This is a genomic window from Propionibacterium sp. oral taxon 192 str. F0372 (assembly GCF_000413315.1).
Lineage (GTDB): Bacteria > Actinomycetota > Actinomycetes > Propionibacteriales > Propionibacteriaceae > Brooklawnia.
In genome coordinates this window covers 1,055,159-1,078,889 of the sequence record NZ_KE340297.1, presented here as the reverse complement: position 1 = coordinate 1,078,889, position 23,731 = coordinate 1,055,159, and the positions used below count along the sequence as shown (strand labels likewise).

The following is a 23,731-nucleotide window of genomic DNA, read 5'->3' as shown; positions in this document are numbered from 1 at the left end:
CGACATGCACATCCTCGTTGTCGACGACGACCAAGCAGTCCGCGATTCCCTGGCCCGCTCGCTGCAGTACGGCAGTGGATACGAGGTCTCCACCGCCGAGGATGGGGTGATGGCCCTGGCAAAGCTCTCCTCAATGCGCCCCGACGCGGTGATCATGGACGTCATGATGCCCAAGCTCGACGGGCTACAAACCACCCGCGTGCTGCGCGAGAACGGCAACGACGTGCCGATCCTGATCCTCACCGCCCGCGACGCGGTAGACGACCGGGTCGACGGCCTGGATGCCGGTGCCGACGACTACATGGTTAAGCCCTTCTCCCTGGAGGAGCTCACCGCCCGGATCCGGGCCCTCACCCGGCGCTCCCGCCCCGAGCAGGAAGAATCGAACGAGGTACTCATCTTCGAAGACCTGCGGATGGACACTTCCACCCGCGAGGTCGCCCGGGGATCACGCCGGATCAATCTGACCCGCACCGAGTTCGCCCTGCTGCAGGCCTTCATGGAACACCCACGGCGGGTGCTAGAACGCTCCTGGCTACTCAACGAGGTGTGGGGGTTCGACTTCGCGACCACCCAGAACTCCCTCGATGTCTACATCGGCTACCTGCGTCGCAAGACCGAGAACAAAGGTGAACCCCGACTCATCCACACCGTCCGCAACGTCGGCTACGTGCTCCGCGAAACGGCACCGTGAATCCTCTGGCCTCCTGGTTCCACCGCACCATGGCGGGCACCGCCCTCCAGGGCCGCCTGGCACGGCTTACCTCCCTGGGGGTGGCGATGGCTGTGTTGTTCATCGGCTTGGCCACGTATTACGCGGCGCGAGCCACAATGTATTCCGAACTCGACCAGGAACTGATCGAGGTGGCTTCCTACGCTTCCCCCTTGGTCGGCATTGAGGTTGACGGGCTGGGCGGGCTGAATGCATCCTCCCTGCAGGCCGCCAATGTCTCCTTGATGCTGGTATCCACCAAAGGCGACGTGTTGCGGGTGCCGGGCATGCGAGAGACCATCGACCCGGGGGTGGAGGAAATAGCCATCGCCCGTACCCAGCAAGGCTCCTCAACCCGCACTCTGACCAGCAGGGATGGCTCCCACTATCGGGTGGTGGCGGTTCCTGCGACCATCGATTCGGGCAAATACGCCATGGTGATCGGTCGCTCGCTGGGCCCAACAACCACCACCTTGTGGGTAATGGGCAATGTGATCGTCGTTATCGGGGCGATCTTCATTTTGCTCTCGGGTGCTATGGGGTCTTGGTCCGGCCAGCGTCTTACCCGCCCGTTGCGCGACCTGTCCACCGCTTTGACCAGGGTCACCGAGACCAATGAGTTGCAACCGATCGGCGTCTATACCGACGATGAGCTGGGCGAGCTATCACGCTCCTTCGACACGATGATGCACTCCCTCGATTCCTCCCGGGAACGCCAAAAGCGCCTCATTGCCGATGCAGGTCACGAGCTGCGCACCCCGCTGACCTCCATGCGCACCAATGTGGAACTGCTGGTGGCCGACGAGAAATCCGGAATGCTGCCCGAGGGAGCCCGATCCGAGATCCTCAACGACGTCGCAGCCCAACTGGGCGAGTTCACCTCCTTGGTGGGCGACCTAGTGCAGTTGAGCCGCGACGATGTGGTGACCCCGGCCCCCGAGCCCCTAGACTTCGCCGACGTAGTGCGCTCGACAATCGAACGCGCCAAGCGACGCGGCCCGCACCTGGGTTTCGACGTCAAACTGCGCCCGCACTTCATCATCGGCGAACCCGACACCTTGGAACGCGCCGTCACGAATTTGCTCGACAATGCAGTCAAATTCTCCCCGGATGCGGGCACCGTGCATGTACGCCTGATCGACGGAACACTGACCATCTGGGACGAGGGACCAGGCATCGCCGAAGAAGACCTGGAGCGGATCTTCGACCGCTTCTATCGTTCCGACAAGGCGCGGAACACCCCCGGAACAGGTCTTGGCCTGTCCATTGGCGACCACACCATCCGCTCCCATGGCGGCGATCTGGGTGCTCGGAATCATCCCGGTGCCGGTGCAGAGTTCTGGGTCACCCTCCCGGCGGCCGATCCCGAAGACCTCACCGACTAAGGCTGCCCCAGCGCACTGCCCAGCCGTACCGCTCACCGACCAAAGTTCGCCCACCGGCTTCATCTCGGCATGGTGATCTGCAGTGTTGACTGTGACGTAACGTCACGTGCTGGGATGTTCCCCATGCAGGTAAAACAGCTTGCTGAATGGGCAGGCACCACAGTGCGCACGGTCCGCCACTATCACCACCTAGGGCTGCTCGAGGTGCCCCCGACCGTGCGGGGCCGACGCGACTACACGATTGCCCACCTCGCGCGGCTGCTGCGCATCCGCTGGCTGGCCGACAGCGGGGTGCCCCTCGCCCAGATTTCCGAGATCCTATCCGCCGAGGACGAAGGCACCCTGCGCGAGACGGTGCGTCACGACCTAGAGCAAGTACGGCAGGCAATCATCGCCGAGCAGGAGAAGCTCCGGCGTCAGGCCGAGCGCCTCGACGACGTGTTCGAACGGCTGGACGACGGCGAACCGCTGTCGCCGATGCCAACTGCACTGTCGGAGTTTTACGACGACCTCACCGAGAGGATCATCGCCTCCGGCAACAGCCCGGGCAGCATCAAGGTGGAACGCCAGATTATGCTGGTGATGGCGGCGCATGGGATGATTCCACCATCGGTCGGCCCCTTCCTTGCCGCCCTCGACGAGGATGACCTGGACCTGTGTGCCCGGCAGTTCGCCGACTTCTCCGAACTCGTCCACCTCAATGGTCCCGAAGGGCTCGACGCAGCGCACGAACTCGCCAGACGTAGTCAGTCCCTGATGCTGAAGCACAAGCAACCGCTCTTGCGGGTGCTCGCCGACATATCGGGCGGGGCCGCCGGACGGACCGCATGGATGCTGACCAGGATGCTGACCGTCTCTGGCTACCCCCATCCGCTGCAGGTGGAGTTCGCCAATCATCTGCTGGCCCTGATGGACCAGGACCCCGATTTCTCAGCGACGATCCGCCGATGGGCGGGAGAGGAGCCACGATTGTGAGCGAGTTCCAACCGATCAGGGTGGAATCCCTGGTTAAACGCTTCGGGTCATTCACGGCCCTCGACGGGCTGGACCTGGTGGTCTCACCCGGTGAAGTGCACGGTTTCCTCGGCCCCAATGGCGCCGGGAAATCGACCACCATCCGGGTGCTGCTGGGGCTCTATCGCCCCGATGCGGGCATCGTCCGTGTGCTGGGCAAGGATCCAGCACACGAATCGGCAACAATCAATCGTCAGGTGTCATACATCCCCGGAGACGTCGCGTTATGGCCGAACCTGACCGGCGGTCAGGTGCTGGATGCCTTGGCCGGATTACGTGGGTCTCGTGACGAGGCCCGGGAAAAAGAACTCAGTGAGTTGTTCGACCTGGACCTTTCCAAGAAGGTGCGCACCTATTCGAAGGGCAACCGGCAGAAGGTAGCGCTGGTCGCAGCGCTGTCGGCTCCCACCAAACTGCTCATCCTTGATGAGCCGACCAGCGGGCTAGACCCGCTGATGGAGAAGGTCTTCACCGACCAAGTGCGGTTGCTGGCCGAACGGGGCCGCACCGTGCTGTTATCCAGCCACATCCTGGCCGAGGTACAGAACCTGTGCTCGGCAGTCACCATCATCAAGGCAGGGAGGGTCGTCGAACACGGTGACCTGGCCACCTTGCGCCGTCTGTCGCTCACCCGGGTGGAGATGGTCGCCGATCCCTCCGTTTTGCCCCAGGTCACCACCGAATTGGCAGAGTCCGGCATCAAGGCCACCGGCGACGGTACTCGTCTAGTGATCCAGGTGAGCACCGAACAGGTCCCTGCGGTCCTCGGCATCGCTGCCAGCCATCAGATCGGCCAGGTGACCTGCGAGCCGGCCTCCTTGGAAGACCTGTTCCTCTCCCACTACCAGGAGTCATGATGAACTCCCTGTGGCCCTCAATGCGCCTGCTGGTGCGGCGCTGCCGCATCCAGATACTCGCCTGGCTGCTACCGCTGTGGGCGCTGGTGGCCTCTACGGCACCCTCCTATGAGGATGTCTATCCATCGCTGGCCGAGCGCGAGATGCTCGTGGGCGCCATGCGGGATTCACCGGGCACCCGGATTCTCTACGGCATTCTCCCCACACCAGGGACCATCGGCCAGTTGGTCCAGTGGGAGACCGGAACTTATCTGGTGTGGTGCTCCGGGCTGATGAGCATTCTGCTCACCTGCCGCATGATGCGTGGTGATGAGGATACCGGGTTGGTCGAGATATCCAGAGGTACCGGTGTGGGGCGCTGGGTCGGTTTCTGGGCTCCGGTGTTCGTCGTGTGGGGAACAACGGCCCTGCTCGGGGCCGGAATATCCGGAGTCATGCTCGCCGAGCGCAGCACCGTCGAAGAGCTGACGGTCAGCGGCTCGCTGGCCTTCGGGGCCTCGATAACGATCACCGGGTGGGGGTTCGCCGCACTGACGGCTCTCATCTGCCAACTCGGGCGCGATCTCACCCAGGCACGAGGCACGGCGATCGGGGCCTTCGGGGTGATGTTCGGGCTGCGCGTCGCCGCCGATGACCGGGACGGTTTGTCATGGCTACGGTGGGTGACCCCGATCGGCTGGCGGGATATTGTGCAGCCCTTCACCGATGATTCCTGGGCACCGGTCATAATCTGCACGCTGGCTGCCTTGGGAATACTAGGAATCGCTGGGCTGGCCTTCGGGAAGCGTGAGCTCCTATCCGGCTACCTCCCAGACCGCACGATGAGTACCAGACGGTGGCGGGTCCACGGATTCACCGGCCTATGGGTCCGACTTGCCCGGAGCGGTTTCCTCGGCTGGGGTGCGGGAATCGGCGCCCTCGCCGCCCTGTTCGGTGCGATGACAGGATCGTTCACCGACATGCTGGCCCCGGATTCCCCAACCAAGGTATGGGTGGACAAGATGGCCGACGGCAGTGCGGTAAAACAGCTGATGACCCTGCTCACCACGATGACCGTGCTGCTCGTCGCATCGGCCGCCGTACGTAGGGCGAACACCCTGGCCCAGGAGGAACGTGAAGGGCTAGTGGAACTGGAAATAGCCACCGGTATGAGCCGCGCCCGTCGCTACTGGGTGCACCTGGGTTTGGTGGTTCTTGAGGCCATCATGCTGACCGGGATTGCCGCAGGCTCCCTGGCATGGGTCACCTCCTCCCAGCTGACCACGGATCATGCCGTGGCCCGAGCCGCGGTGTTCGTGCTCACCCAGATACCGGGTGTGCTCGCCGCCATCGGGCTGGCGATGGCCATCGTCGGCCTGGTACCCCGACTGGCCTCCGTGATGTGGGTGGTCATCGGCTGGAGTCTGTTCGCCCAGTCCTTCGGGGGCCTGGTAGACCTGCCGGACTGGGCGCGGGATCTGTCGATCGTCGGGCACTGCCTCGACGTGGTGGGTGACCCGGAATGGGTTCCGCTGGCCGTCCAGGCGGGGATTGCCATCGCGAGCCTGCTCGTGGGCTTCTTCGGTTTCTCCCGACGCGACGTGGGGTCCTGAACCCTGCGACGCTGAACTGCACCGGGTACAAGTCCGGGCCCTAGTTCCTCGCAGCGCTCCGGGGGATGTAGTGGCCCGGATACCCGGTCATTTGGTCAGCTGTCTGGCCCCACACTGGCGTCCAGGCCTTGGTCCATGCGGTCAGGAATCGGCAGCCGGGTGGCACCCTGTTCTCCGGCACATAGTTCTCGGCACGTGGCCGGGCTGTTTCCGTACAGTTCCCGACCCAGTTGATCATCACATCTAGATCTAGAGAGTACCCCGGATACAACCTTGGTGGTGTCTCACTGCCCGAGTCATTCTCAGACGACTCGACAGAGAGTAGAACGTTGGGCATGAAAAAGATATTCACCGCAGCAATGATCGCTGCAGCCCTATCCTTTCAGGCTCCGTCAAGTGATTTCGCCACGGCACCCAGTGTTTCAGCTGTTCCCATGATTCATTTTTGCAGCATGTTTCCATTTTTCCCCGGATGTTGACCATTTCTTTTAACCAAGATCTCCTCTTTAGTCTTAATCTGACTACCCATCCAGGTGGTGGACACCGGCCGAGTCTGCCCCCGAATGAATGGTGATTCCTGGACTTCGCATCTGCCTGACCCCAGCGTGGTCCACTGACGACCTCTCCTGAGGCAGGCCTTCGCCCCTTGTCGAGGCGGCATGGGCCTGGCTGGGTTCAGACGCAATAAGGCGAAAACCGAGGCCTCCACCACCTGCTGGGGTAACATCTGCACATGCGTGTGGGTCAGCGACGCATCAGACAGTACGCGGATGGAATCCTGCCCACTATCGATGTGATCGCTCCACTGATTGCTGGTGTGACCCTGCTGATCTTGGTCGTCCTCGGTTCGGTCGGCAAGGAGGTCGTCCCGCTCAAGTTGTTCGGACAGATGCTGCTGTGCTTGGTGGTTGCCAGTTCCAGCTTTTCCGCACGCTATTCCGCCGCAATATCACTGACGCTGTTCGGAGGCCTGGCCACTACCGAGAGCGTCACAAGTGGGTTCACCATCGTGGCAGCGATGGTACCGATCGTGACCCTTGGTGCGAAGGGGATTCGCACCATGATGGTGCTGTACGCGGCGATCTTATGGCCACTGCTCGCGGTCCAGGACGCTGCTTGGCCTGCTGAGTGGCACAGGTTCGTGTATGTGCTGATCCAGTGGGGCACCCTTGATCTAGTGGCGCTGGCCCTTGGGCTCACCTTCGCGGCGATTCACCGTCAAGCCGATCAACGCGACCTGCAGCGTCAGCGAGAGCACCAAGTTGAGCGGGAACAGCTGTCGAGAAGACTGCACGAAACCGCAGCCCGGTCTCTCACCCATGTCAGCTTCCTCTGTGCAGACCTGGCCAGCACGCCCGACCTACCCGAACCGGTGGTCCGTGATCTGCTCGGCATCTGCGATATTGCCCGCAGCGGCGTGGCAGACCTGCACACCCTCATGGACCAGCTCCAAGATCATGATCACGACATTACTTCCTCAACCACTGAGGCCATACAACAGGAGTGCGCCACGGCCATCCGCCAGCTCGATGAGGCCGGATACCGGGTTTCCACTGAAATCCTCCTGTCTGATGAAGACAAACGCCACCACTGCGCACTGTTCCACGACGTATTGACCGAAGCCGTCGAGAACATCGTCAAGTATGGCAGTCCGGAAACTGCATGCTCGCTGTCAGTCGAGGCCTACCCGCCACACTACGTCCTGACTATGATGAACGCGATCAACGATGATGCCACCCATGTCGAAGGCGGCTTTGGGCTCAAGGACATGCAGCGTCGCCTGCAACGCATGGGTGGCCGACTCGAAACGCAACGGCTCGAAGCGGGCGTGCCTTTGTGGGTACTAACCGCGCACATCCCCCAAGGTGATACCGATGATTGAACACTCCACCGTCGTCGTGGTCGACGATGACCCGATCGTCCGCCAGGCTTTGACCTCATTGATTTCCAGGGGTCTGGGAGTGGAGCACATATTGAGCTTCACCGACGGCAGCGAGGCCGTCGAATTCTCTCGTCTGCACCATGCCGATGTCTACATCATGGACGTACGCATGAACCACACCGACGGATTCGTTGCCACTAGTCATATCCGCCGCAACTCGCCAGACAGTGCCATCATCTTGATGTCCAGTGTGGAAGCAGACGGAGTGTCGTTTACCGCCCAATCCGTCGGTGCCGACCACTTCCTGCTGAAAACCACCCCCGCGCCGGAGATGACAGCCATAATCCGGCAGTTCCTCGAACGCGGGCACAGCGACCACTCCACCGCAGATCACAATCCATCCGATCCCGAGGCGACAGACCCCACAAAGCTCACCCACCGCGAACTCGAAATCCTCAAATTGCTGTGCCAAGCCCGCAGCAACCACGAAATCGCACAAGAGCTGTCGATCTCCGAGGCCACGGTGAAGATCCATGTCAGTTCCATCATGACCAAGCTGCATTGCAACTCCCGCCTTCAAGTCGTCATCACGGCCCTCAAGCACGGGATCTGCAAGCTCGATTGACTGATCCTGCCCAGCACCAGGTCCCGTCACGGTCATCGAAGTTCTGGGGGAAAACCGGCGACCCCATGCGGGGAAAGCAGTTCTTCGTAGACTGTGCCCGGTCACTACGCAAAGTCCACTTGCAGCTCACCACCGCATGAACAATCGGTCGTTGCTGATTTCGTTGGCGGATAACAGCCCAACGACCGGTTTCATCGTCAACGAGACACCTCGTTCGATTGATCGCCAAGTCAGGTTCGGGAATTCTGGTTCGGAGTGGGTGTGAAATTTGAGGCCGGGATGGCACCGACGCGTCACCCCTCCTGCTCTTGTACCCAGGCCTCGATCCTGCGGGTGAATTCCTGGGGCTGACACAGGCTGGATGGATCGAAGGAGCCGGGGATGACGGCAAACTGTGAACCCGGAATCGCCCGGTGGGTGCGTCGCATCATATCGACGGCGAACAAGGAATGGTCACCCACCAAACACAGTGCTGGTGTCGTACATCCTGCGAGCAGTTCCTCATAGCGCACGGCATTGACCGCACGCCGCTGCAACACGAGATCCCGCATACGAGCGGTGGCCAGCGTGTCGGCCAGGGCCTGACCCGCCTGTGGCCACCGCCGGTAGCCCGACCGCACAGTGGCCGTCAGCATCGCACGTGGCAGCAGGCGCAGCATGGCCGGCTGCAAACGGGCAGGCCACAACAGCACCGCCTCACGACGAGTGCGGGGCCGGGTGTCGCACAGACTGTCGCAGATGACAGCGGAGGCCAGCAGATCACGATGCCGCAGCATCAGTGTCTGGACAAGGACACCGCCGTAGGAGATCCCCACCACATGTGCACGCTCCACGCCGATACCCCGCACTGCCTGCACGATCGCGTCAGCCTGTACGTCCAGGACCTCGCTGACGGCAAGATCTCCCAGAGGCGGCGATGCGCCACAGCCGAGCACATCCAGGCTCACGCACTGCATTCGGTTACTGAGATCACGCACTTGCGGCGCGTACATGGTGTGGTCGCATCCCAGTCCGGGGATGAATACCACCGCCGGACCGCACCCACGAGACTCGATGAACATGGCGCTCTCCTGTCCCACGCAATCACTACCATTGTAGTATGTCTCGTCGTGAAGAAGTCCTAGACGCAGCCGTTGCCGTCTTCTCTACTGGTGGCCCCCACGCATTGACTCACCGCCGGGTGGATAATCGCGCGAACGTGCCCGCGGGAACCACCAGCAACTTCTTCCGCACTCGCGCGCACCTCGTCCAAGCGGTGGCTCGGGAAATCGGTGCACGGCGGTTGCGCGAACTCCCCGGACAGACACGAGATCGAAACCTGTCGTTATCCTGGCTCGAACTGGTCATCGCAGCCGAACGGGACCCAATGCTCCACGACGCTATCGCGCCCGTGCGCACGGAGATGCTGGCAGTACTCGACCGCGCCAGGACCGATGACCTCCCACTCAGCACCCCAGTTCTGGCCGCGTTGCTGACCGGTGTCGAACTGGTCCAGAATATCTCTCCCGAACCAATCGATACCCTTACCGCGGTGACAGTCCTGGTTGGCACGCCTTCCTCTTCACCCCCGTGCGAGCGTCAAGTAGACAGCTGATCCTCACCCGAAGACCGGGTCTCCTCCCACCTTGCGGAGGAAGTGATCCATCCCAATCAGACGATCCGGGCCGAGCATTGCTTCGATATAGGCAATCGTTTCGGCTGCCAGGCCTTCTCGAAGAGTGACGTCATCGATCAGGTTCACCAATTGCTTGATCGCCTGCAGCGCGAATTTGGGGCCATGGGTGAACTGCGCGGCCCACTGCCGGGCACGCGAGATCACTTGCTGCGGTTCCACAACCTCATCCACCAACCCCACGGCCAAGGCCTGCTGGGCATCCAGTGAACGGCCTGTCAAAAGCAGATCCTTAGCCACCGACGGACCGACCAGGCGTGGTAACCGTTGGGTTCCGCCAGCAGCCGGAACGACACCAAGCCGGATTTCGGGCTGGCCAATGCGCAACTGATGGGAGGCCACGCGATGATCACAGGCGAGTGCCAGCTCGCACCCGCCTCCCAACGCCACACCAGACACAGCTGCCACAACCGGCTGCGGCAACGAAGCCACTGCTTCGAAACTGTCACGCAACAAATGTGCAAAGTCATTGATCTCTTGCCCGTGCAGGTCCCGCATCTCATCAATATCGGCACCTGCGCTGAAGACTTCCGGAGAATCACTGCGCACAACGACGGCGGCAACTTGGTCATCCTCGCTTACCTGATGACATGCTTCACACAGCTGCTGTAATGCTGTGGTGTCCAATGCATTCACCGGACGACGTGTCAGAACGATTTCAGCGATCCGATCATCGACGATGACCTCGATACTGCGGCCATTCATGATCGCTCCCGTTGGGGTCCGGTACTACGGAACACGCTGGCGGTCCATACCATTCCACCGCCCTGGGTAAGCAGGAGCAACACCTGTTTGCCGTCCGATGGCACAGCAGGCGCCAGTAACCTCAGATCACGATAAGGACTGACACCCGAGAGGTCACCGGATCTACGCAGGAAACCCACATTGTTCGTGGCATGCTCCAGCCCGAGATGGGAAATCAGCTTGCGCATGACTCCTGCTCGCCCGCTGGGTACTGCGACGGCAGCGACCTGCTCCCGACTCACTCCAGCATCGGCCAGTGCGGCATCGGCCACCCTCTCGAAAGCGTCAAAGTTAACACTGAGGAATTTACCGCGCAGCATTCCGGGATCCAGTACTTGGTACACCGTGTTCAACGCGGAACGCGGTTCGTCCCACGCGCGACTTCCCGAAGGGTAACCGGCCATGCCGTACAGCGAGCCATCGGCCCACGACCGCGAGGACACCCGTTCGATGGCGCCCACACGCCGTTCGGTCCCGATCACCGCAGCAGCGCCTGAATCACCGAAGATCAAACCCGCTGCGGTGTGTTGGGTCGAGTAGTGATCCCACCGGTCGCCACACAAGATCAAGACCTTCCCGCGGTCAGGGTACATCGCGACGTGGTCTATGGCGTGGTCAAGTTGTGCAGTGAATACATTGCACCCCTGGTACATGTCGAAGGCCTGAATATTTTCCAAGCCAAGTTGTCTGGCCACGTATGGGGCCAAGGTCCGCATCGCGAATTCATGCGGCAGCGTCGAGGCTGTCACCACAACAGATATGTCGGCTGGTTGCATACCGAGACGCTCCAGAAGCGCCTTGCCTGCACGAACCATCAGATCGCTGGCGTGACAACCCGCTTCGGCCACCGGCACCGAAACGACTCCCCAGGAATCAGCCAACGCCGAATCCACCGTTCCCGCTGCGACCAGATCTGCGACCTCCACCCGCCGTGATGGCACGTGAATTTCAACCCCCTCAATGATCGCTGATCCCGGCCCACGCGGTGTATGGCTTTTGATCAGGCCTTCTTGGTTGATCGCCGGAGACGGGGAAGGGCTCGATACCCTGTCGAGGCTGGTCGTGATGCTCATAAGGCACCCTCCAAGACATCCATCTTGGCATGGGCTGCGTCATAGTCGAACAGCACCGAACCATAGCCCAGGCCTGCACCATAGGAGCACAGCAGCACCCGATCGCCGGGGTGAATTCTGCTTGCACGAATCGCCTCGTCCAAAGCGATGAGGCTGGACGCCCCACCGGTGTTTCCGTACCGGCTGTTGTTGATGAATGTCTTGCTCATCGGTATCCCGAGGGTGTTCATGTTGCGTTCGATCATCCGGGCATTTGCCTGATGAAAGATCAGAAAATCAACGTCACTCGGATCCAACTGCGCCTTTGACGCCACGGTAGCGACAGTTTCCGGAACAGCACTTGTCCCGAACGTCCACACCGCACGACCGTCGATCACCGGGGTCCGGAGTTCCTCAGGAGCCGTCACCGTCCCCCGGCCTGCCCACACGACCCGTTCGTAGTCGCCACCTAAGGTGTGCAGGTCTGTTTGGATCTCATGAGCTTGCTCACACACCTCTAAAACCACCGCTCCAGACCCATCGCCTAGGAAGCAGGAGCTGTCCCGGTAATTCCAGTTGATGAACTTGCTGTAGATCTCCGTGCAGACCACCAGCGCACGTCGGCAATCACCATTGGCCAAGAAATTTATCGCCGTCGTCAGGGCAAACGCCGTGTTGGAGCATCCCCCCACATTCATGTCGAATGCCACACACGACGGGATCCCTAGCCTGCTCTGCAACACGCAAGCGGTGGCAGGAGCAGTGTAGTCGGCCTGGAGCGAAGCATGAATGAGCACGTCGATGTCGCTGGGGTCGGCACCGGCAGCATCCATCGCCCTCCGCGCGGCCTCACAGCCGAGATCTGACACGTTCGTCGCATCATCGACAACGCGACGCTCCGCGATCCCGTATGTACGACGGATCCACTCATCATTGGTGTCCATCATGCGCGTGAGATCATGATTGGTGAGCACATGCCGAGGAAGGAACGAACCCGTTCCAGTGACAGTAATTTTTTTCGAAGAGTTCATCACAGAACACCTACCTTAATAATTTGTTTTGCGGATCTGATCACGTTCAGTAGACAAGAGAAAAACAAAACAGTTCCCCTAAACCAAAGACGAGTAATGCCAGCTTGTTGCCACGTCGGATGCGCCCTTCAGCGATGGACCGCTTAAGGTCAATCATGACGTCAAATCCGCTGATGTGCCCCATGTCTTCGATGCAATCTAGCGGAGTAATGCTTGCGGGCAGGCCAAGACGCTGCACAATCTTCGCATTGAATCCTCGCTGCTGGTGCACGATAAACAATTGGTCAAAGCTGGTTGGGTCCTGACCGCTTAACTCACACAATTCCAAGAAGGGACTGGCACACATGTCGACGAAAATGGGCTTGAGCTTGCGGCGATAGTCCTCCACGCTGAACTCGACATTGTCCTGCCACTCGCCGTCAAAGCTGGTGGTAGCCGTGAAGGGATGCGCCACGCCCCCATCACGCAGTACCCCGAGCCTGGGAGTGGCATCATTGATGTTGAGCCACGCTTGGGTGACCAGTTGGCTGCAGCCGCGCTGCAACACCCACGCACATGCTCCATCACCGATGAACTGCGGAAAGGTTCCCCCACCCAAATGCTCTGCTAACGCCACCAAAACAGTGTTCACCGAGGAGTCCGCGGCTAAGATGTCAAGAGCGGCCTGATGCGCTAGACCAGTTGAATTGCATCCAGCGTAGATGTCGAAGGTCGTCGCATCGGCACCCAGCGCATCAGCGATGTATCCGCTCATCTGCCAGTCAAGATAGTCCGAGGTAATGTTATTAGAGATCACTACATCCACCTCTACGGGTGCGATACCAGCTTCTCGGAGTGCATCCCTGGCTGCGGCCAAGGCCATCGAACTAGGGCTGTCCCATTCATTTGCAAGCGGCACCGACCAGCAACCCAGATATTGTTTCAGCCCGGGTTTTTCGGGATCCAGACCCCCTGCAGGAGCCAGAGTCTCCCAAGGATCGACACGACGCTGTGGCAGGTACACTCCGATCCCGGCGATACCGGCCATCATCCGATCCGCTGCGACGACCCCGGGCCGTAACTCATGCTGTATCGTCATCGTCAGACCTCCATCACGGCCGCAGCCCAGTTAGCGTCGATACCCAGCGAAATCACCAACACGTGACTACCGCCGTGTAGTGTCGGCTCAAGGTGCGGGACGGACATTTCCTGCAGCAGCCTCGCCAACGCGAACATGATTCCTGCGGAGCACAGCCACGCATGACCCAGACCAGGTGTGATGAGCCGATGCCGCCCGATCGGGAACCGCCGGGCAAAACCTTCCGCGATATCCGGGGTGGCTGTGTCTAAGACGACGGCATCGACGCTATCCCAGCCGATCCCGGCATCATCCATGGCTCTCGCAATGACGGCATCGGCCCGCTCGACAGTCACTGCCCGCACGAAGCGAGCTGCACGTTCGTTGTGGACCCGGTACACGAAACGGCCATTGCGGCACGGATCTTCGGTCATGGGAACGGCCCAGCCCCCCACCTCACTGTAGACAATGTCATGGAACTGTCCCTCGCTGGATGCAGAAATGGCCATCAGCCGCGGACCGGCGCCACCACGCTCCAGGAGAGCCGCAGCAGCACCATCACCCAACGCTGCATCTCCCAGCCGACGCCCTACGCTGTGGTACTTCCAGTGCTGGGTCGCCAGCACCACGCCACGCTGGGCATCCGGGTTGTTCGCCAGATGACATGCCAGCAGATACAACGCGAACACTGCGCTGTTGCCGCCCTGGGTGAAACTGTAAGTGTGTGCACGGCCCACCCCCAGATCGTCGAGAACCATGCGGCCGGCCAACTGGAACAGATAGTCCCCAGGTCCTTCATTACACACCAGCAGGTACTGTCCATTAAGGTCTTCAACGTCCCGGCCCGCCTGTAGTAGGGCGTCCCGCACCGCAGTAGTTGCCATCGCGTACGGAAGATCCTCAGAACCTGCCGCAGGCACCATCACCGGATCCGGCATCGTCGGTACAGTCACGGCAGCCAGATGGCATGGCAGGAAACGTCCCACACCACCGAGAGTCAATCCATCGATCTTCATCGGGCCACCTCTGCATACTGGTAGATTCCGCGACCGCTCTTGCGGCCAAGTCGGCCTTGCTCCAGTAGCTCCCGCAGCAGTGGGTCAGCGTCGTACCGCGGATGACCGAGCAACGCGTACAGCGAGTCCAGCCCCCTCAGCGCGACATCCACGCCCACCTCGTCCAATAACCTCAGCGGTCCCACAGGCATGTTCAATCCCAGCGTCGCGACGATGTCTATCACCTCCGCAGAGGCCTCACCCTCACTGAGAATGTGTACGGCTTCATGCACCACGGCCTGCGCGAGCCGACTTGCCACGAACCCTGGCTGGTCATTCACCCATGCAGCCACCTTGTCGATCTCGCGGCACCACTGCTCCACTCGCGCAACCACTTCGTCACTGGTGTGCGCCCCGCGGATCACCTCTACCAGCCTCATCCGCGGTACTGGAGTCATGAAATGCATCCCGACAACCCGCGACGGTACTGGCAACGATTCAGCCAATGAGCTGATCGGAATCGTGCTGGTCGACGACGCTAGAACAGTCTGCTCGCTCACTCGTGATGCCACCGACTGCAGCACAGCCACCTTGGTTTCAAAATCCTCGCTGACGGCCTCCACGACCAGCTCCACCTCGGGAACTTCATCGATCGTGCACGAGGACATCCGTTCCATCAACTCATCTGCCTGGTCAGGCGTCATCGTTCCACGCGCAACCTGTCGTTGGAGCACCGCACCCATCCGGTCAGCACCATCGCGGGTCAGCTGCACCACGTCATAACCGACAGCCGCAAAACACTGCGCCACACCAGAACCGATCGCTCCGACGCCCACCACCGCCATCCGATGCCGCGTGGGATCGGGCACCGGACAGTACTGCGACTCAGACATGGCACACCTCTGTTTCCTTCATTGGCGACAGTGTTTTCAGCACAGAACTCTCGTTGGCGAGCCCTGCCCCGGTGCCACCATGAGGTGGCAAGAAATCCTCGGGAGCACACCAGCGCATCACGCTCACCCCGTAACTCAGTCCGGCACCGAACCCAATGCAAAACACCATGCTTCCGGGATGAATGCGGCCGATATCAATGGCTTCGCACAGCGCGAGCGGAACCGAGGCACTGGATGTGTTACCAAGTCGCTCAATGTTGACAAATGCCTTGTCTCGGGGTTGTCCGATGAGCTCCATGAGGTCATGGATGATACGACGGTTGGCCTGATGGGTGATGAACACGTCTGCCTGGTCGAGGCCGACACCGCTGTCGCGAGCCACCTTACGCACCACCGCAGGCAGATCCTGATGAGCAAAATCCCATACGGCATGGCCGTCCATGACGAAGTACTGGCGTCCGTCGTGATAGTTGCTAGGTGTGACTGGCTGGGCACGTCCACCATTGGGGACATAAGCTGCGAAATAACCGGAAGGCTCGTTGCCCAGTGTGGTGTGCACGATGCCGCTACCGTCCCGGCACGGGCGCAGGATATAGCACGCAGCACCATCGCCGAGAATGACACAGGTCGAACGGTCGTTCCAATTTGTGATCTTGGAATTCACTTCTGCCAACACGACCGCAACGGTGTGGTATCGGCCAGAGGTGATGTATTGCGCACCCACGTCGAGGGCGAAGATGCTTCCCGCACAGCCACCAGCGCGCACGTCGAAACCGACGCAGTTGTCCAGGCCCGCCTTGCGCAGGATCATGCAGGCGGTCTGTGGGCTGGGATGGTCCGGGGTGTTCGAACCACTGATCACTAGATCAATCTCACTCGGATCGATGCCAGCGCGACGGCAGGCATCGCTGAGGGCCAGAACGGCCAGATCCGATGAGAGCTGCTCGGGCGCTGCGATATGACGTTCCTGAACGCCAATGCGCGATTGGATCCACGCATCGGTGGTGTCAACCATGGTCTCGAGTTCGGCGTTGGTGAGTACGGTGGGCGGCACGTACCGGCCGATCGCGACAATGCCGGCATTGATGGCGTTCATCGTTGCTCCTCACGTTCGTAATCGTTGATGTCCTGGGAGTGACGCAGGACTGCACCACCCCACATGAACCCAGCCCCGACTCCAGCCAGCGCAACGAGCGACCCATGATGCAGTCGTCCGGTCTTACGCGCCTGATCAATCACTGTCGGCAGGGTGGCCGAGCAGGTATTACCAAAACTCTCGACATTGCAGAGCGTGCGCGACATGGGAAGGTGCAAATCGTCCATGATTGCTTCGATCAAACGCAGATTGGCCTGGTGCAACAACACGATGTCCAGTTCGTCCAGGTCAACATCTGCCTGCAAGGCCGCAGCCCGTACCGAGTCGGGCATGACACGCATCGCGGAATCCCACACCGATCGGCCGTTCATAGCAAACAGATGTTCTGCACTGGCAAGACTTTTCTCGGTCCTGGCCTCGGCCGACCCTTCCATGATCGAAACGTCCAAGCTGTATTGCGAGCCAAGACTCCAGGACAAGAATCCCAACCCCTCGGTACGCATACGACGCATGATGAGCGCTCCGGCACCATCGCCGAAGAAGACCGCGCTACCCCGGTCCTCGGGATTGATGGTACGTGACATCGCATCCCCACCGATCACCAAGACGTTGGTCACGGAAAGATCCTGGAGGATCCGTGCGGCCAGCCATGTAGCGTAGATGATGCTTGAGCATGCGGTCTGGGTTAGGTCAATGGGCACTGCCCGGTAAGCACCAAGACGTTCCTTGATTGCCAAGGACATCGATGGCAAACGATGATCGGGAGTAATGGAAGCCACGATAATCACGTCGATGTCGCTGCTGGAGAGCCGATCGTTTTCCAGCGCTGCACGAGCTGCCCGGACGCACATGTCGGAGCACAGCTGCCCTTCGGGCAAAAATCTACGGGTCTGAATGCCGGTCTTCGCGACAATCCATTCCTCATTAGTATCAACCAATTTAGTCCAGAATTGATTATCGATGACCTGTCCAGGATAGTAGCTACCAGAGCTAGAAATACCGACTGGAAATGTCAATCCACTGGAACAATGTTTATACTCAAGCCCGACACAATCGATGCTGAGTCGCTGACGAAGCAGGGAAGGGGAAACCCCTAGGGTGCCGGATCGATCCGGCTTTCTTTCAGTAAAAGTCGTGGACACCGCCACTCACCTCAATTATCTCACCATTTATGTAGCTTGCTTGGTTACTGAGAAGGAAGCTGACGCAGTCAGCAACTTCATGGGGGTGGGCAAAACGTTGAGTCACCAATGCGCGAGAAACACGCTCATGAAGCTCAATATTATTTTCCACTTCACGCCCCATACCAGTTTCCACGTATCCGGGCGCCACGCCGTTGATCCGGATCCCGGAACCGCCGTTCTCCGCGGCAGTACAGCGTATGAGCATGTTGATTGCCGCTTTGCTGACGCAGTAGGAGGATGCTCCCGGCATCACTCGGCAGCCCAAGATGGAAGAAACCATCACGATACGCCCAGACCGTCGGCGCCTCATCCCGGGAAGCACTGCTCGCAGACAGTTTGCTGTACCGAGAAGGTTTGTACCAATGACCTGATTCCATTGCCAGCTGGACTGACGGTCGAATCGCCCATCGAGATGAATTCCAGCATTGCAAACCATCGCATCAATCGGACCGAAATGATTTTCTACTCGCTGAATCATCACTGAAACATCTTCAGGGTTGGAGATGTCACAGGGCTCACAGCCGATCACGGGAACGGCACCGATTCCCATGTCATCGACATGTTTGACGTCCCTTGCAACACACACCACGCGTGCCGCTGCTCCCGCGAGCCGCTCGCTGATGGTCCGCCCAAGTCCTCGGGTGCCTCCGGTGACGAGGACAAGCGCGTCGGCTAGACCTGTTTGGTCCTGCGCTGAAGGGATAGGAAACGTGATCGTGCTGTGAGCAGTCATGGTTGACACCTTTGACTCGTCGGGGATGATGGTTGGGAGCCGACCCAGAGGGCCTAGACACTGGCGATATCGCGCCGGGAGAAGGCATATGAACCTGCGACCAGCAGCAGAATCACAGCAGCTGTCAAGATCCCCAGATGCCCTAGGTCAAGCCCCTTGCTCAAGGGGTCGCCTGCGGAGTAGTAGTAGAAGGCCGATATCTTGCGCAAGCCTTCAATATCAGGAATCTGTGGGGCGAAGCTATTGGCCAGATAGGCCACCACTGCAATTGCACCTGCGACCCCACCTGCCACAGCCCTTCGGCCCATCACGCCCGAGACAGCCACCGCCAAGATGGCGAACACGGCGGCCAAGGCCACAAGAAGCAGGCATGCCGCAGCAAGCCGATCAACCTCGATCTGCATGTCCACCACACGGGAGGTCAGCAAAACCGCGACGAAAATGAGTGCGCAGGCATCCAACAGACAGCACAGCACCGCCGCTGCCCGCTGCACGTAGAAACTCGTTCGGCTAATCGGATACGACATCAGCAAGTCGAGCGTCCCCGCCTCTTCATCGGCTGCGTTCACTTTCAATCCCAGCAGCACTGCAAAGATGATGACCAATGTGGGAACAACCAGTCCAAACACTGTGCCGGAGAGATAGCCAGCAGGACTGGCAAGATCCTGAAGACCCAATGCATCACGCACGGCTTCGGGATAGCTGTTGATCGCCGATGCCATCTGCTGATCCTTCATCATTGGGTAGAAACCGACGTACATGACCGATGTTGCGACCAAAGCGATGTTCCACACCAGCAGCGATACCCGCTGGTCGTAGAAAAACTTCAAGAACGGATTACGAAGCATTTTTCTCAGCCATTTCGTAGTAGGAGTAGAAGGTCTCTTCAAGGTCAGGCTCTTCGCACAGCAGACTGACCATTGGGAACCGAGCCGCAACCTTGACAAGTTGATCAGGAGAACCCACCAGATCACAGTTGACATGATTACCGGCCACATTCAGGTTCTTCAGGCCCGGGATCTTCACGAACATCTCGCGAGGAACAGATTCGGCAAATTCGATGTCAACCCTGCGCAACGATTCCAAGTGCATCTCTTTTGCATTCTGCACTTTCACCATGCGCCCTTCTCGGATGACACCGATCACCTGCGCAGTCTGTTGAACCTCTGACAGAACATGCGAGGACATGAAGACGGTTCGCCCGTCTCGGTGGGCCTCCTCCACGAGTTCGAGGAAGGTGTGCTGCAACAATGGATCGAGACCACTGGTTGGCTCATCCAAAATCAACAGTTCCGGTTGGTGCATGAACGCCTGCACGATACCGACCTTCTGCTTGTTGCCCTTGGACAACTTGTTAATGCTCGCGTTGACGTCCAGTTCGAGCCGGTCGCACAGATCATCCATGACACGCCGATCAACTCCACCGCGAAGATTTCCCAGGTAAGCGAGAAGATCCTTTACCTTCTGCCGTCCTTCAAGAATCAGCGTCCCGGGAAGATATCCAATCTGACGGCGGACAGCCACCTTTTCGTCACCAAGCTTCCGGCCCAGTACCGTGGCGGTGCCACCAGTGGGTTGGATCAAGTTCAACAAGATCCGGATCGTGGTGCTTTTTCCGGCACCGTTTGGGCCGATGAAACCAAACACTGTCCCCTGAGGAACCTGCAAGTTAAGATCGACCAGGCCACGCCGCCGTCCATATTTCTTTTCGAGCCCATTGGTCTCGATTGCTAGAGATGTCACTGCCCCTCCTGTGGTGCTCAAAACATCTTTCTTGCACACAAGATTAAGAACGAACACCTGTGGGGTCTATTACCCGATGGATCTATCTTTGTAGCCCAGATTGTCTAGCCGCACCGAGAAAACTTCATTTTGCGAGGCAGCGATTGCACGCCTTTGCAGCCACGAAACACCAAGTCAGAATGATGATCCCGGGCATCACGGCTCGGACCGGGCCACATCGTCTGTCGGGCGGGAACTCTGACAGCCCCGGTCCCTGTGTAGTGATGCGATGCAGGCCGCCAGCGGTTACACCCTCTCAGTCTCCACAACCCGGCGGCAGGTCATCGCTCAACCGCCAACGGCCCACCCACGCACCAGAGCCTCCAGACCCATCCGAAACTCCGCATCGGGGGCCCAGTCGTAGCCATCAGACAAGGCCTCGGCCAGATGCGGATGAGTGTGTTCCGCCACACTGAGGCCTTCCTCGAAGAGCTGGGCGCCCAGCTCAGGCGGACGCACCTCCTGCTGCACCTTGCCGATGACGTAGCCGATGACGCAGTCGAGGATGCGCAAGGCCTCTGCTGCGGCCAGCCCCTCCTGGTACAGCCATCCCAGAACCCTGTCTATGCTAGCGAGCAGGGTAGGAGTGATCGCCGGACGCGACGCGACGAGACCAGCAAGCCGGGGATGAGCGAGCAACACCGCGCGCAATCCATCGGCCAGTTCGATGATGACCCCCTGCCACCCGGAGCCGGGGACCGGTGGATTCACAGCGACCTCACCCCACACATGGTCGAGGACCGCGTCGAGTAAGGCGTCCTTATTGGGCAGGTGGTGGTAGAGGGTCATAGGGTCCACCCTCATCGATGCGGCGAGGGCTCTCATGCTGAGTTCCTTGCCTGCGTCAAGCACGCCGATGGCGGCGCACACGATCTGCTCGCGACTCGTCTTGGATGGTCGGGGACTCATCGCTTTTCTCGCTTCTCCGGGCGGGTGAAGAACAGAGTTCGATCATGCCATAGCACCCACCCGCAGATGGGAAGCAGCAGCAACGTCTGGATGATCTTGGTGTCGGGCTCGGCTGCGATGATCTCATTGCCGATATTCGCCGCCAGGTGGAAGGCAACAGCGATCCACACGTTGCGCCCGTTGCGGTAGTACAACCAGTTCATCAGGATCATGAAGGGCCACACGGAGAACAGGAAATTGATGCTGGCCAGGAGACCAACTTCGGCGACCTCTGCCTGGTAAGAGCCCTGGATGGCGGACAGCGGGATGTGCCACAGCGCCCAGAAGATGGCAAACATCCATGTGGAACGCCACAAGCTCCAGCGGGCGGTGAGGGCGTCGGTGCCATAGCTATGCCAGGCGAGTTCCTCTAGCAACGGAGCCAGCGTGATGGTGAGCCAGCCGGGAATGACCCCGATCATGACTGCGGAATGGGTGTTGAGGGAGAACTGGCCAGGCGATCCACCGAGAGCGACGGAGATCGCGATGGCCACCAGCAGGGCAACAGGCATGGTCATGACCGCCGCCATGGCACCAGTTTTGGTGATTCCGCTGCTGCGAAGCCGGTCACGGATGTCACGACGCAGGTGCGGATCCTGGCTGACCAGCCGCCAAGCGACGAGTATCGGGGTGAGCAGCCCGCACAGACCCAACAGCGCGATAATCCACTGGAGGGCCGGGGTCTGGTTCCCGCGATGGGAGACCCATCCGGCGAGGAGCCACAGCGCCCAGGGTACGGCGATGGACAGACCGTAGAAGGTTTTCAGCCGACAGTAGCGTCCGACAGTGTCGTAATCGATGGTGGTGGTTGTACGAGAGTTCATGCGTGGGGTCGTCATGGGACCACCGTAAATCTACAGTGTAGAAAAATACATCCGGTCGATCACTTCTCAGGGTTGACCAAGGGGCGAACCATGATGAACTCCTCCTCGTTCCGCACGACTTCTTCGAACCCACACCGGCGATAGAGCCGGTGAGCCGGGTTCGCCTTCTGCACTGACAAGGAGACACCCGGGTACCCAGCCTCGCTGGCCTTCGCCAATATCGCAGTCAACAGCGCGGTCCCCACACCCTGGCCGCGGTATCTGGGAAGCAGGGCGATGGACAAAGATGGCATGGCATCATCCACATGGCCGTAGTCGTTCATGATCCGCAACCACACCGCCCCGGCTACCTGTCCGTCGACCTCAGCCACCATGCCATGGTCATCAGGGCCTCCGAAGTTCTCGTGGTAGATCCGCAATTCGGGCAATTCGACGATTGACCGGGGCGGGGGCTCGACCCCTTCGGGAACAAAGATCGCCTCATAGCAAAAATCGGCCAGCATGCCGTATTCCTCCGGCTGGATCGGCCTGACAAGGTATTCCATCACAGTTCCTTCCGTACTGGGGGCATCTCGGAATACAGGACGTACCGGGGAACGATCTAGAGCAGAACCGAGTCGGCATGGGGCGGGACCCCTACTCGTCAACAGTAGCCAGCAAGGACTCAGGGATCACAGCTTTTCCACAAAGTTGTACACATCTGGGGATAACCACATCGGTGTAACTACACACACGTGATACACGCATCACCGCTTGCCATTCCGACTTCAATCATGCTTCCACAGGGATGTGCACAGTTGTGGACATCCCGGGCTGTAGGTATCCGGATGGTTGTGCACAGTACACAACTGCATCCCGGAAGCGAGGCTGATTCAGCATGTAGGGTGGCGGCATGGGCGGATGGATGGCTGAACTTAACCAGCCGATACGCTCAGTATCCGGGAACAGCACCCCCCGGGATCCATCCCACTGGCCGTTCACCATCCCAGCCGTCGCCCAGTTGTTCACCGAACCGCTGAGGCTCACCTCCTGCACCGTTCTCGTCGGGGACAACGGTTCGGGTAAGTCAACCATCACCGAAGCGATCGCAGAGGCCTTCGGGCTTAACCCCGAAGGCGGGTCTACCGGAGCAATGCACACCACCCGGCGCAGTGAATCAGTGCTAGCGCAGCACCTCACCTTGTCCCGGGGAGCCACGGCATCGCGGTGGGGCTATTTCTTCCGGGCCGAGACGATGCACGGACTGTTCACTTACTTGGAACGGACGAACATCTCCCCGAGATTGCACGAGCGCAGCCACGGTGAAGCCTTCTGGGAGATCATCACCATGCGCTGTTTCGCCAATAACGGTGAGCCCAAACCAGGGCTCTATGTCTTCGACGAGGTGGAATCGGCGCTGTCTTTCAATTCCTCGCTGCGGATGCTGGCCATGTTCACTGAACTGTCCCGCGCAACAGGCGTCCAGCTTCTGCTCGCCACCCATTCTCCAGTACTAGCGGCAATACCGGGGGCGAGAATCCTGCAATTTGACGCCGACGGAATCACCCCGCGGGAATGGGCCGATCTTGACTTGGTGAGCGGGGAACGGCATTTCCTCGCTGATCCTCATACTTTCCTTCGCCACTTGAACTGATTCCAGTATCACTAAATCCG

25 protein-coding genes are annotated in these 23,731 nt (G+C 59.9%); 9 read left to right on the top strand and 16 right to left on the bottom strand.

Features of this window, described 5'->3' with window-relative positions; translation table 11 throughout:
- Positions 1-4: 4 nt before the first annotated feature.
- The 7 genes from HMPREF1531_RS05060 (at position 5) to HMPREF1531_RS12850 (ending at position 8,067) form a co-directional block, all read left to right on the top strand.
- Positions 5-694, top strand: coding sequence for a response regulator transcription factor (locus tag HMPREF1531_RS05060; protein WP_016668842.1), 690 nt, complete (start codon positions 5-7; stop codon positions 692-694).
- A complete protein-coding gene (locus tag HMPREF1531_RS05055; RefSeq protein WP_016668841.1) occupies positions 691-2,097 on the top strand; it encodes a sensor histidine kinase in 1,407 nt (468 codons plus the stop codon). Before HMPREF1531_RS05060 ends, HMPREF1531_RS05055 begins: the two co-directional genes overlap by 4 nt.
- A gap of 69 nt (positions 2,098-2,166) precedes the next feature.
- The gene (locus tag HMPREF1531_RS05050; protein ID WP_198010994.1) at positions 2,167-3,072 is read left to right on the top strand and encodes a MerR family transcriptional regulator; all 906 of its coding nucleotides are present in this window, start codon (positions 2,167-2,169) and stop codon (positions 3,070-3,072) included.
- Positions 3,069-3,968, top strand: coding sequence for an ABC transporter ATP-binding protein (locus tag HMPREF1531_RS05045; RefSeq protein WP_016668839.1), 900 nt, complete (start codon positions 3,069-3,071; stop codon positions 3,966-3,968). Before HMPREF1531_RS05050 ends, HMPREF1531_RS05045 begins: the two co-directional genes overlap by 4 nt.
- Positions 3,965-5,560: an ABC transporter permease gene (locus HMPREF1531_RS05040; protein ID WP_156860179.1), complete on the top strand. Its 1,596-nt coding sequence runs from the start codon at positions 3,965-3,967 to the stop codon at positions 5,558-5,560. The genes HMPREF1531_RS05045 and HMPREF1531_RS05040 overlap by 4 nt, the downstream gene beginning before the upstream one ends.
- 733 nt (positions 5,561-6,293) lie before the next feature.
- Positions 6,294-7,442: a sensor histidine kinase gene (locus HMPREF1531_RS05035; protein WP_016668837.1), complete on the top strand. Its 1,149-nt coding sequence runs from the start codon at positions 6,294-6,296 to the stop codon at positions 7,440-7,442.
- Positions 7,435-8,067 carry a response regulator transcription factor gene (locus HMPREF1531_RS12850; RefSeq protein WP_016668836.1) on the top strand — a complete coding sequence of 211 codons (633 nt, stop codon included), beginning with the start codon at positions 7,435-7,437 and terminating at the stop codon, positions 8,065-8,067. Before HMPREF1531_RS05035 ends, HMPREF1531_RS12850 begins: the two co-directional genes overlap by 8 nt.
- On the opposite strand, the gene HMPREF1531_RS14405 is transcribed toward HMPREF1531_RS12850, so the two are convergent.
- Positions 8,039-8,353 (bottom strand): NgoMIV family type II restriction endonuclease, encoded by a 315-nt coding sequence (locus tag HMPREF1531_RS14405; RefSeq protein WP_442852398.1) that lies wholly within the window; start codon positions 8,351-8,353, stop codon positions 8,039-8,041. The genes HMPREF1531_RS12850 and HMPREF1531_RS14405 overlap by 29 nt on opposite strands.
- Before the next feature lie 7 nt (positions 8,354-8,360).
- Positions 8,361-9,128, bottom strand: a complete 768-nt coding sequence (locus HMPREF1531_RS05025; protein WP_016668835.1) for an alpha/beta fold hydrolase — start codon at positions 9,126-9,128, stop codon at positions 8,361-8,363.
- Positions 9,129-9,166: 38 nt separating this feature from the next.
- Here HMPREF1531_RS05025 and HMPREF1531_RS05020 point away from each other — a divergent pair, with 38 nt between their 5' ends.
- Complete coding sequence (locus tag HMPREF1531_RS05020; RefSeq protein ID WP_016668834.1) at positions 9,167-9,661, top strand: TetR/AcrR family transcriptional regulator; 495 nt, start codon at positions 9,167-9,169, stop codon at positions 9,659-9,661.
- A 3-nt stretch (positions 9,662-9,664) separates the two neighbouring features.
- On the opposite strand, the gene HMPREF1531_RS05015 is transcribed toward HMPREF1531_RS05020, so the two are convergent.
- From HMPREF1531_RS05015 to HMPREF1531_RS04950, 14 genes are all read right to left on the bottom strand, one after another.
- Positions 9,665-10,444 carry an enoyl-CoA hydratase/isomerase family protein gene (locus HMPREF1531_RS05015; protein WP_016668833.1) on the bottom strand — a complete coding sequence of 260 codons (780 nt, stop codon included), beginning with the start codon at positions 10,442-10,444 and terminating at the stop codon, positions 9,665-9,667.
- Positions 10,441-11,556 carry a ketoacyl-ACP synthase III family protein gene (locus HMPREF1531_RS05010; protein ID WP_016668832.1) on the bottom strand — a complete coding sequence of 372 codons (1,116 nt, stop codon included), beginning with the start codon at positions 11,554-11,556 and terminating at the stop codon, positions 10,441-10,443. Before HMPREF1531_RS05010 ends, HMPREF1531_RS05015 begins: the two co-directional genes overlap by 4 nt.
- Complete coding sequence (locus HMPREF1531_RS05005) at positions 11,553-12,566, bottom strand: 3-oxoacyl-ACP synthase III family protein (RefSeq protein ID WP_016668831.1); 1,014 nt, start codon at positions 12,564-12,566, stop codon at positions 11,553-11,555. The genes HMPREF1531_RS05010 and HMPREF1531_RS05005 overlap by 4 nt, the downstream gene beginning before the upstream one ends.
- Positions 12,567-12,612: 46 nt before the next feature.
- On the bottom strand, positions 12,613-13,644 hold the full coding sequence (locus HMPREF1531_RS12845) for a 3-oxoacyl-[acyl-carrier-protein] synthase III C-terminal domain-containing protein (RefSeq protein WP_016668830.1): 1,032 nt from the start codon (positions 13,642-13,644) through the stop codon (positions 12,613-12,615).
- Positions 13,645-13,646: 2 nt separating this feature from the next.
- The gene (locus HMPREF1531_RS04995; protein ID WP_016668829.1) at positions 13,647-14,639 is read right to left on the bottom strand and encodes a hypothetical protein; all 993 of its coding nucleotides are present in this window, start codon (positions 14,637-14,639) and stop codon (positions 13,647-13,649) included.
- The gene (locus tag HMPREF1531_RS04990; RefSeq protein WP_016668828.1) at positions 14,636-15,511 is read right to left on the bottom strand and encodes a 3-hydroxyacyl-CoA dehydrogenase family protein; all 876 of its coding nucleotides are present in this window, start codon (positions 15,509-15,511) and stop codon (positions 14,636-14,638) included. Before HMPREF1531_RS04990 ends, HMPREF1531_RS04995 begins: the two co-directional genes overlap by 4 nt.
- Positions 15,504-16,607, bottom strand: a complete 1,104-nt coding sequence (locus HMPREF1531_RS04985) for a 3-oxoacyl-ACP synthase III family protein (protein ID WP_016668827.1) — start codon at positions 16,605-16,607, stop codon at positions 15,504-15,506. The genes HMPREF1531_RS04990 and HMPREF1531_RS04985 overlap by 8 nt, the downstream gene beginning before the upstream one ends.
- Positions 16,604-17,749: a 3-oxoacyl-ACP synthase III family protein gene (locus HMPREF1531_RS04980; RefSeq protein ID WP_016668826.1), complete on the bottom strand. Its 1,146-nt coding sequence runs from the start codon at positions 17,747-17,749 to the stop codon at positions 16,604-16,606. Before HMPREF1531_RS04980 ends, HMPREF1531_RS04985 begins: the two co-directional genes overlap by 4 nt.
- Positions 17,730-18,524 carry an SDR family NAD(P)-dependent oxidoreductase gene (locus HMPREF1531_RS04975; RefSeq protein WP_016668825.1) on the bottom strand — a complete coding sequence of 265 codons (795 nt, stop codon included), beginning with the start codon at positions 18,522-18,524 and terminating at the stop codon, positions 17,730-17,732. The genes HMPREF1531_RS04980 and HMPREF1531_RS04975 overlap by 20 nt, the downstream gene beginning before the upstream one ends.
- Before the next feature lie 53 nt (positions 18,525-18,577).
- Positions 18,578-19,414, bottom strand: coding sequence for an ABC transporter permease subunit (locus tag HMPREF1531_RS04970; RefSeq protein WP_232210226.1), 837 nt, complete (start codon positions 19,412-19,414; stop codon positions 18,578-18,580).
- Positions 19,362-20,267 (bottom strand): ABC transporter ATP-binding protein, encoded by a 906-nt coding sequence (locus HMPREF1531_RS04965; protein ID WP_016668823.1) that lies wholly within the window; start codon positions 20,265-20,267, stop codon positions 19,362-19,364. The genes HMPREF1531_RS04970 and HMPREF1531_RS04965 overlap by 53 nt, the downstream gene beginning before the upstream one ends.
- Positions 20,268-20,594: 327 nt before the next feature.
- Complete coding sequence (locus tag HMPREF1531_RS04960) at positions 20,595-21,215, bottom strand: TetR/AcrR family transcriptional regulator C-terminal domain-containing protein (protein WP_016668822.1); 621 nt, start codon at positions 21,213-21,215, stop codon at positions 20,595-20,597.
- Positions 21,212-22,093: a CPBP family intramembrane glutamic endopeptidase gene (locus HMPREF1531_RS04955; RefSeq protein WP_016668821.1), complete on the bottom strand. Its 882-nt coding sequence runs from the start codon at positions 22,091-22,093 to the stop codon at positions 21,212-21,214. The genes HMPREF1531_RS04960 and HMPREF1531_RS04955 overlap by 4 nt, the downstream gene beginning before the upstream one ends.
- A 44-nt stretch (positions 22,094-22,137) precedes the next feature.
- The gene (locus HMPREF1531_RS04950) at positions 22,138-22,623 is read right to left on the bottom strand and encodes a GNAT family N-acetyltransferase (protein ID WP_016668820.1); all 486 of its coding nucleotides are present in this window, start codon (positions 22,621-22,623) and stop codon (positions 22,138-22,140) included.
- A gap of 347 nt (positions 22,624-22,970) precedes the next feature.
- Between HMPREF1531_RS04950 and HMPREF1531_RS04945 the strand changes: the two genes are divergently transcribed.
- Positions 22,971-23,711: an AAA family ATPase gene (locus tag HMPREF1531_RS04945; RefSeq protein ID WP_016668819.1), complete on the top strand. Its 741-nt coding sequence runs from the start codon at positions 22,971-22,973 to the stop codon at positions 23,709-23,711.
- The last annotated feature ends 20 nt before the right edge of the window (positions 23,712-23,731 follow it).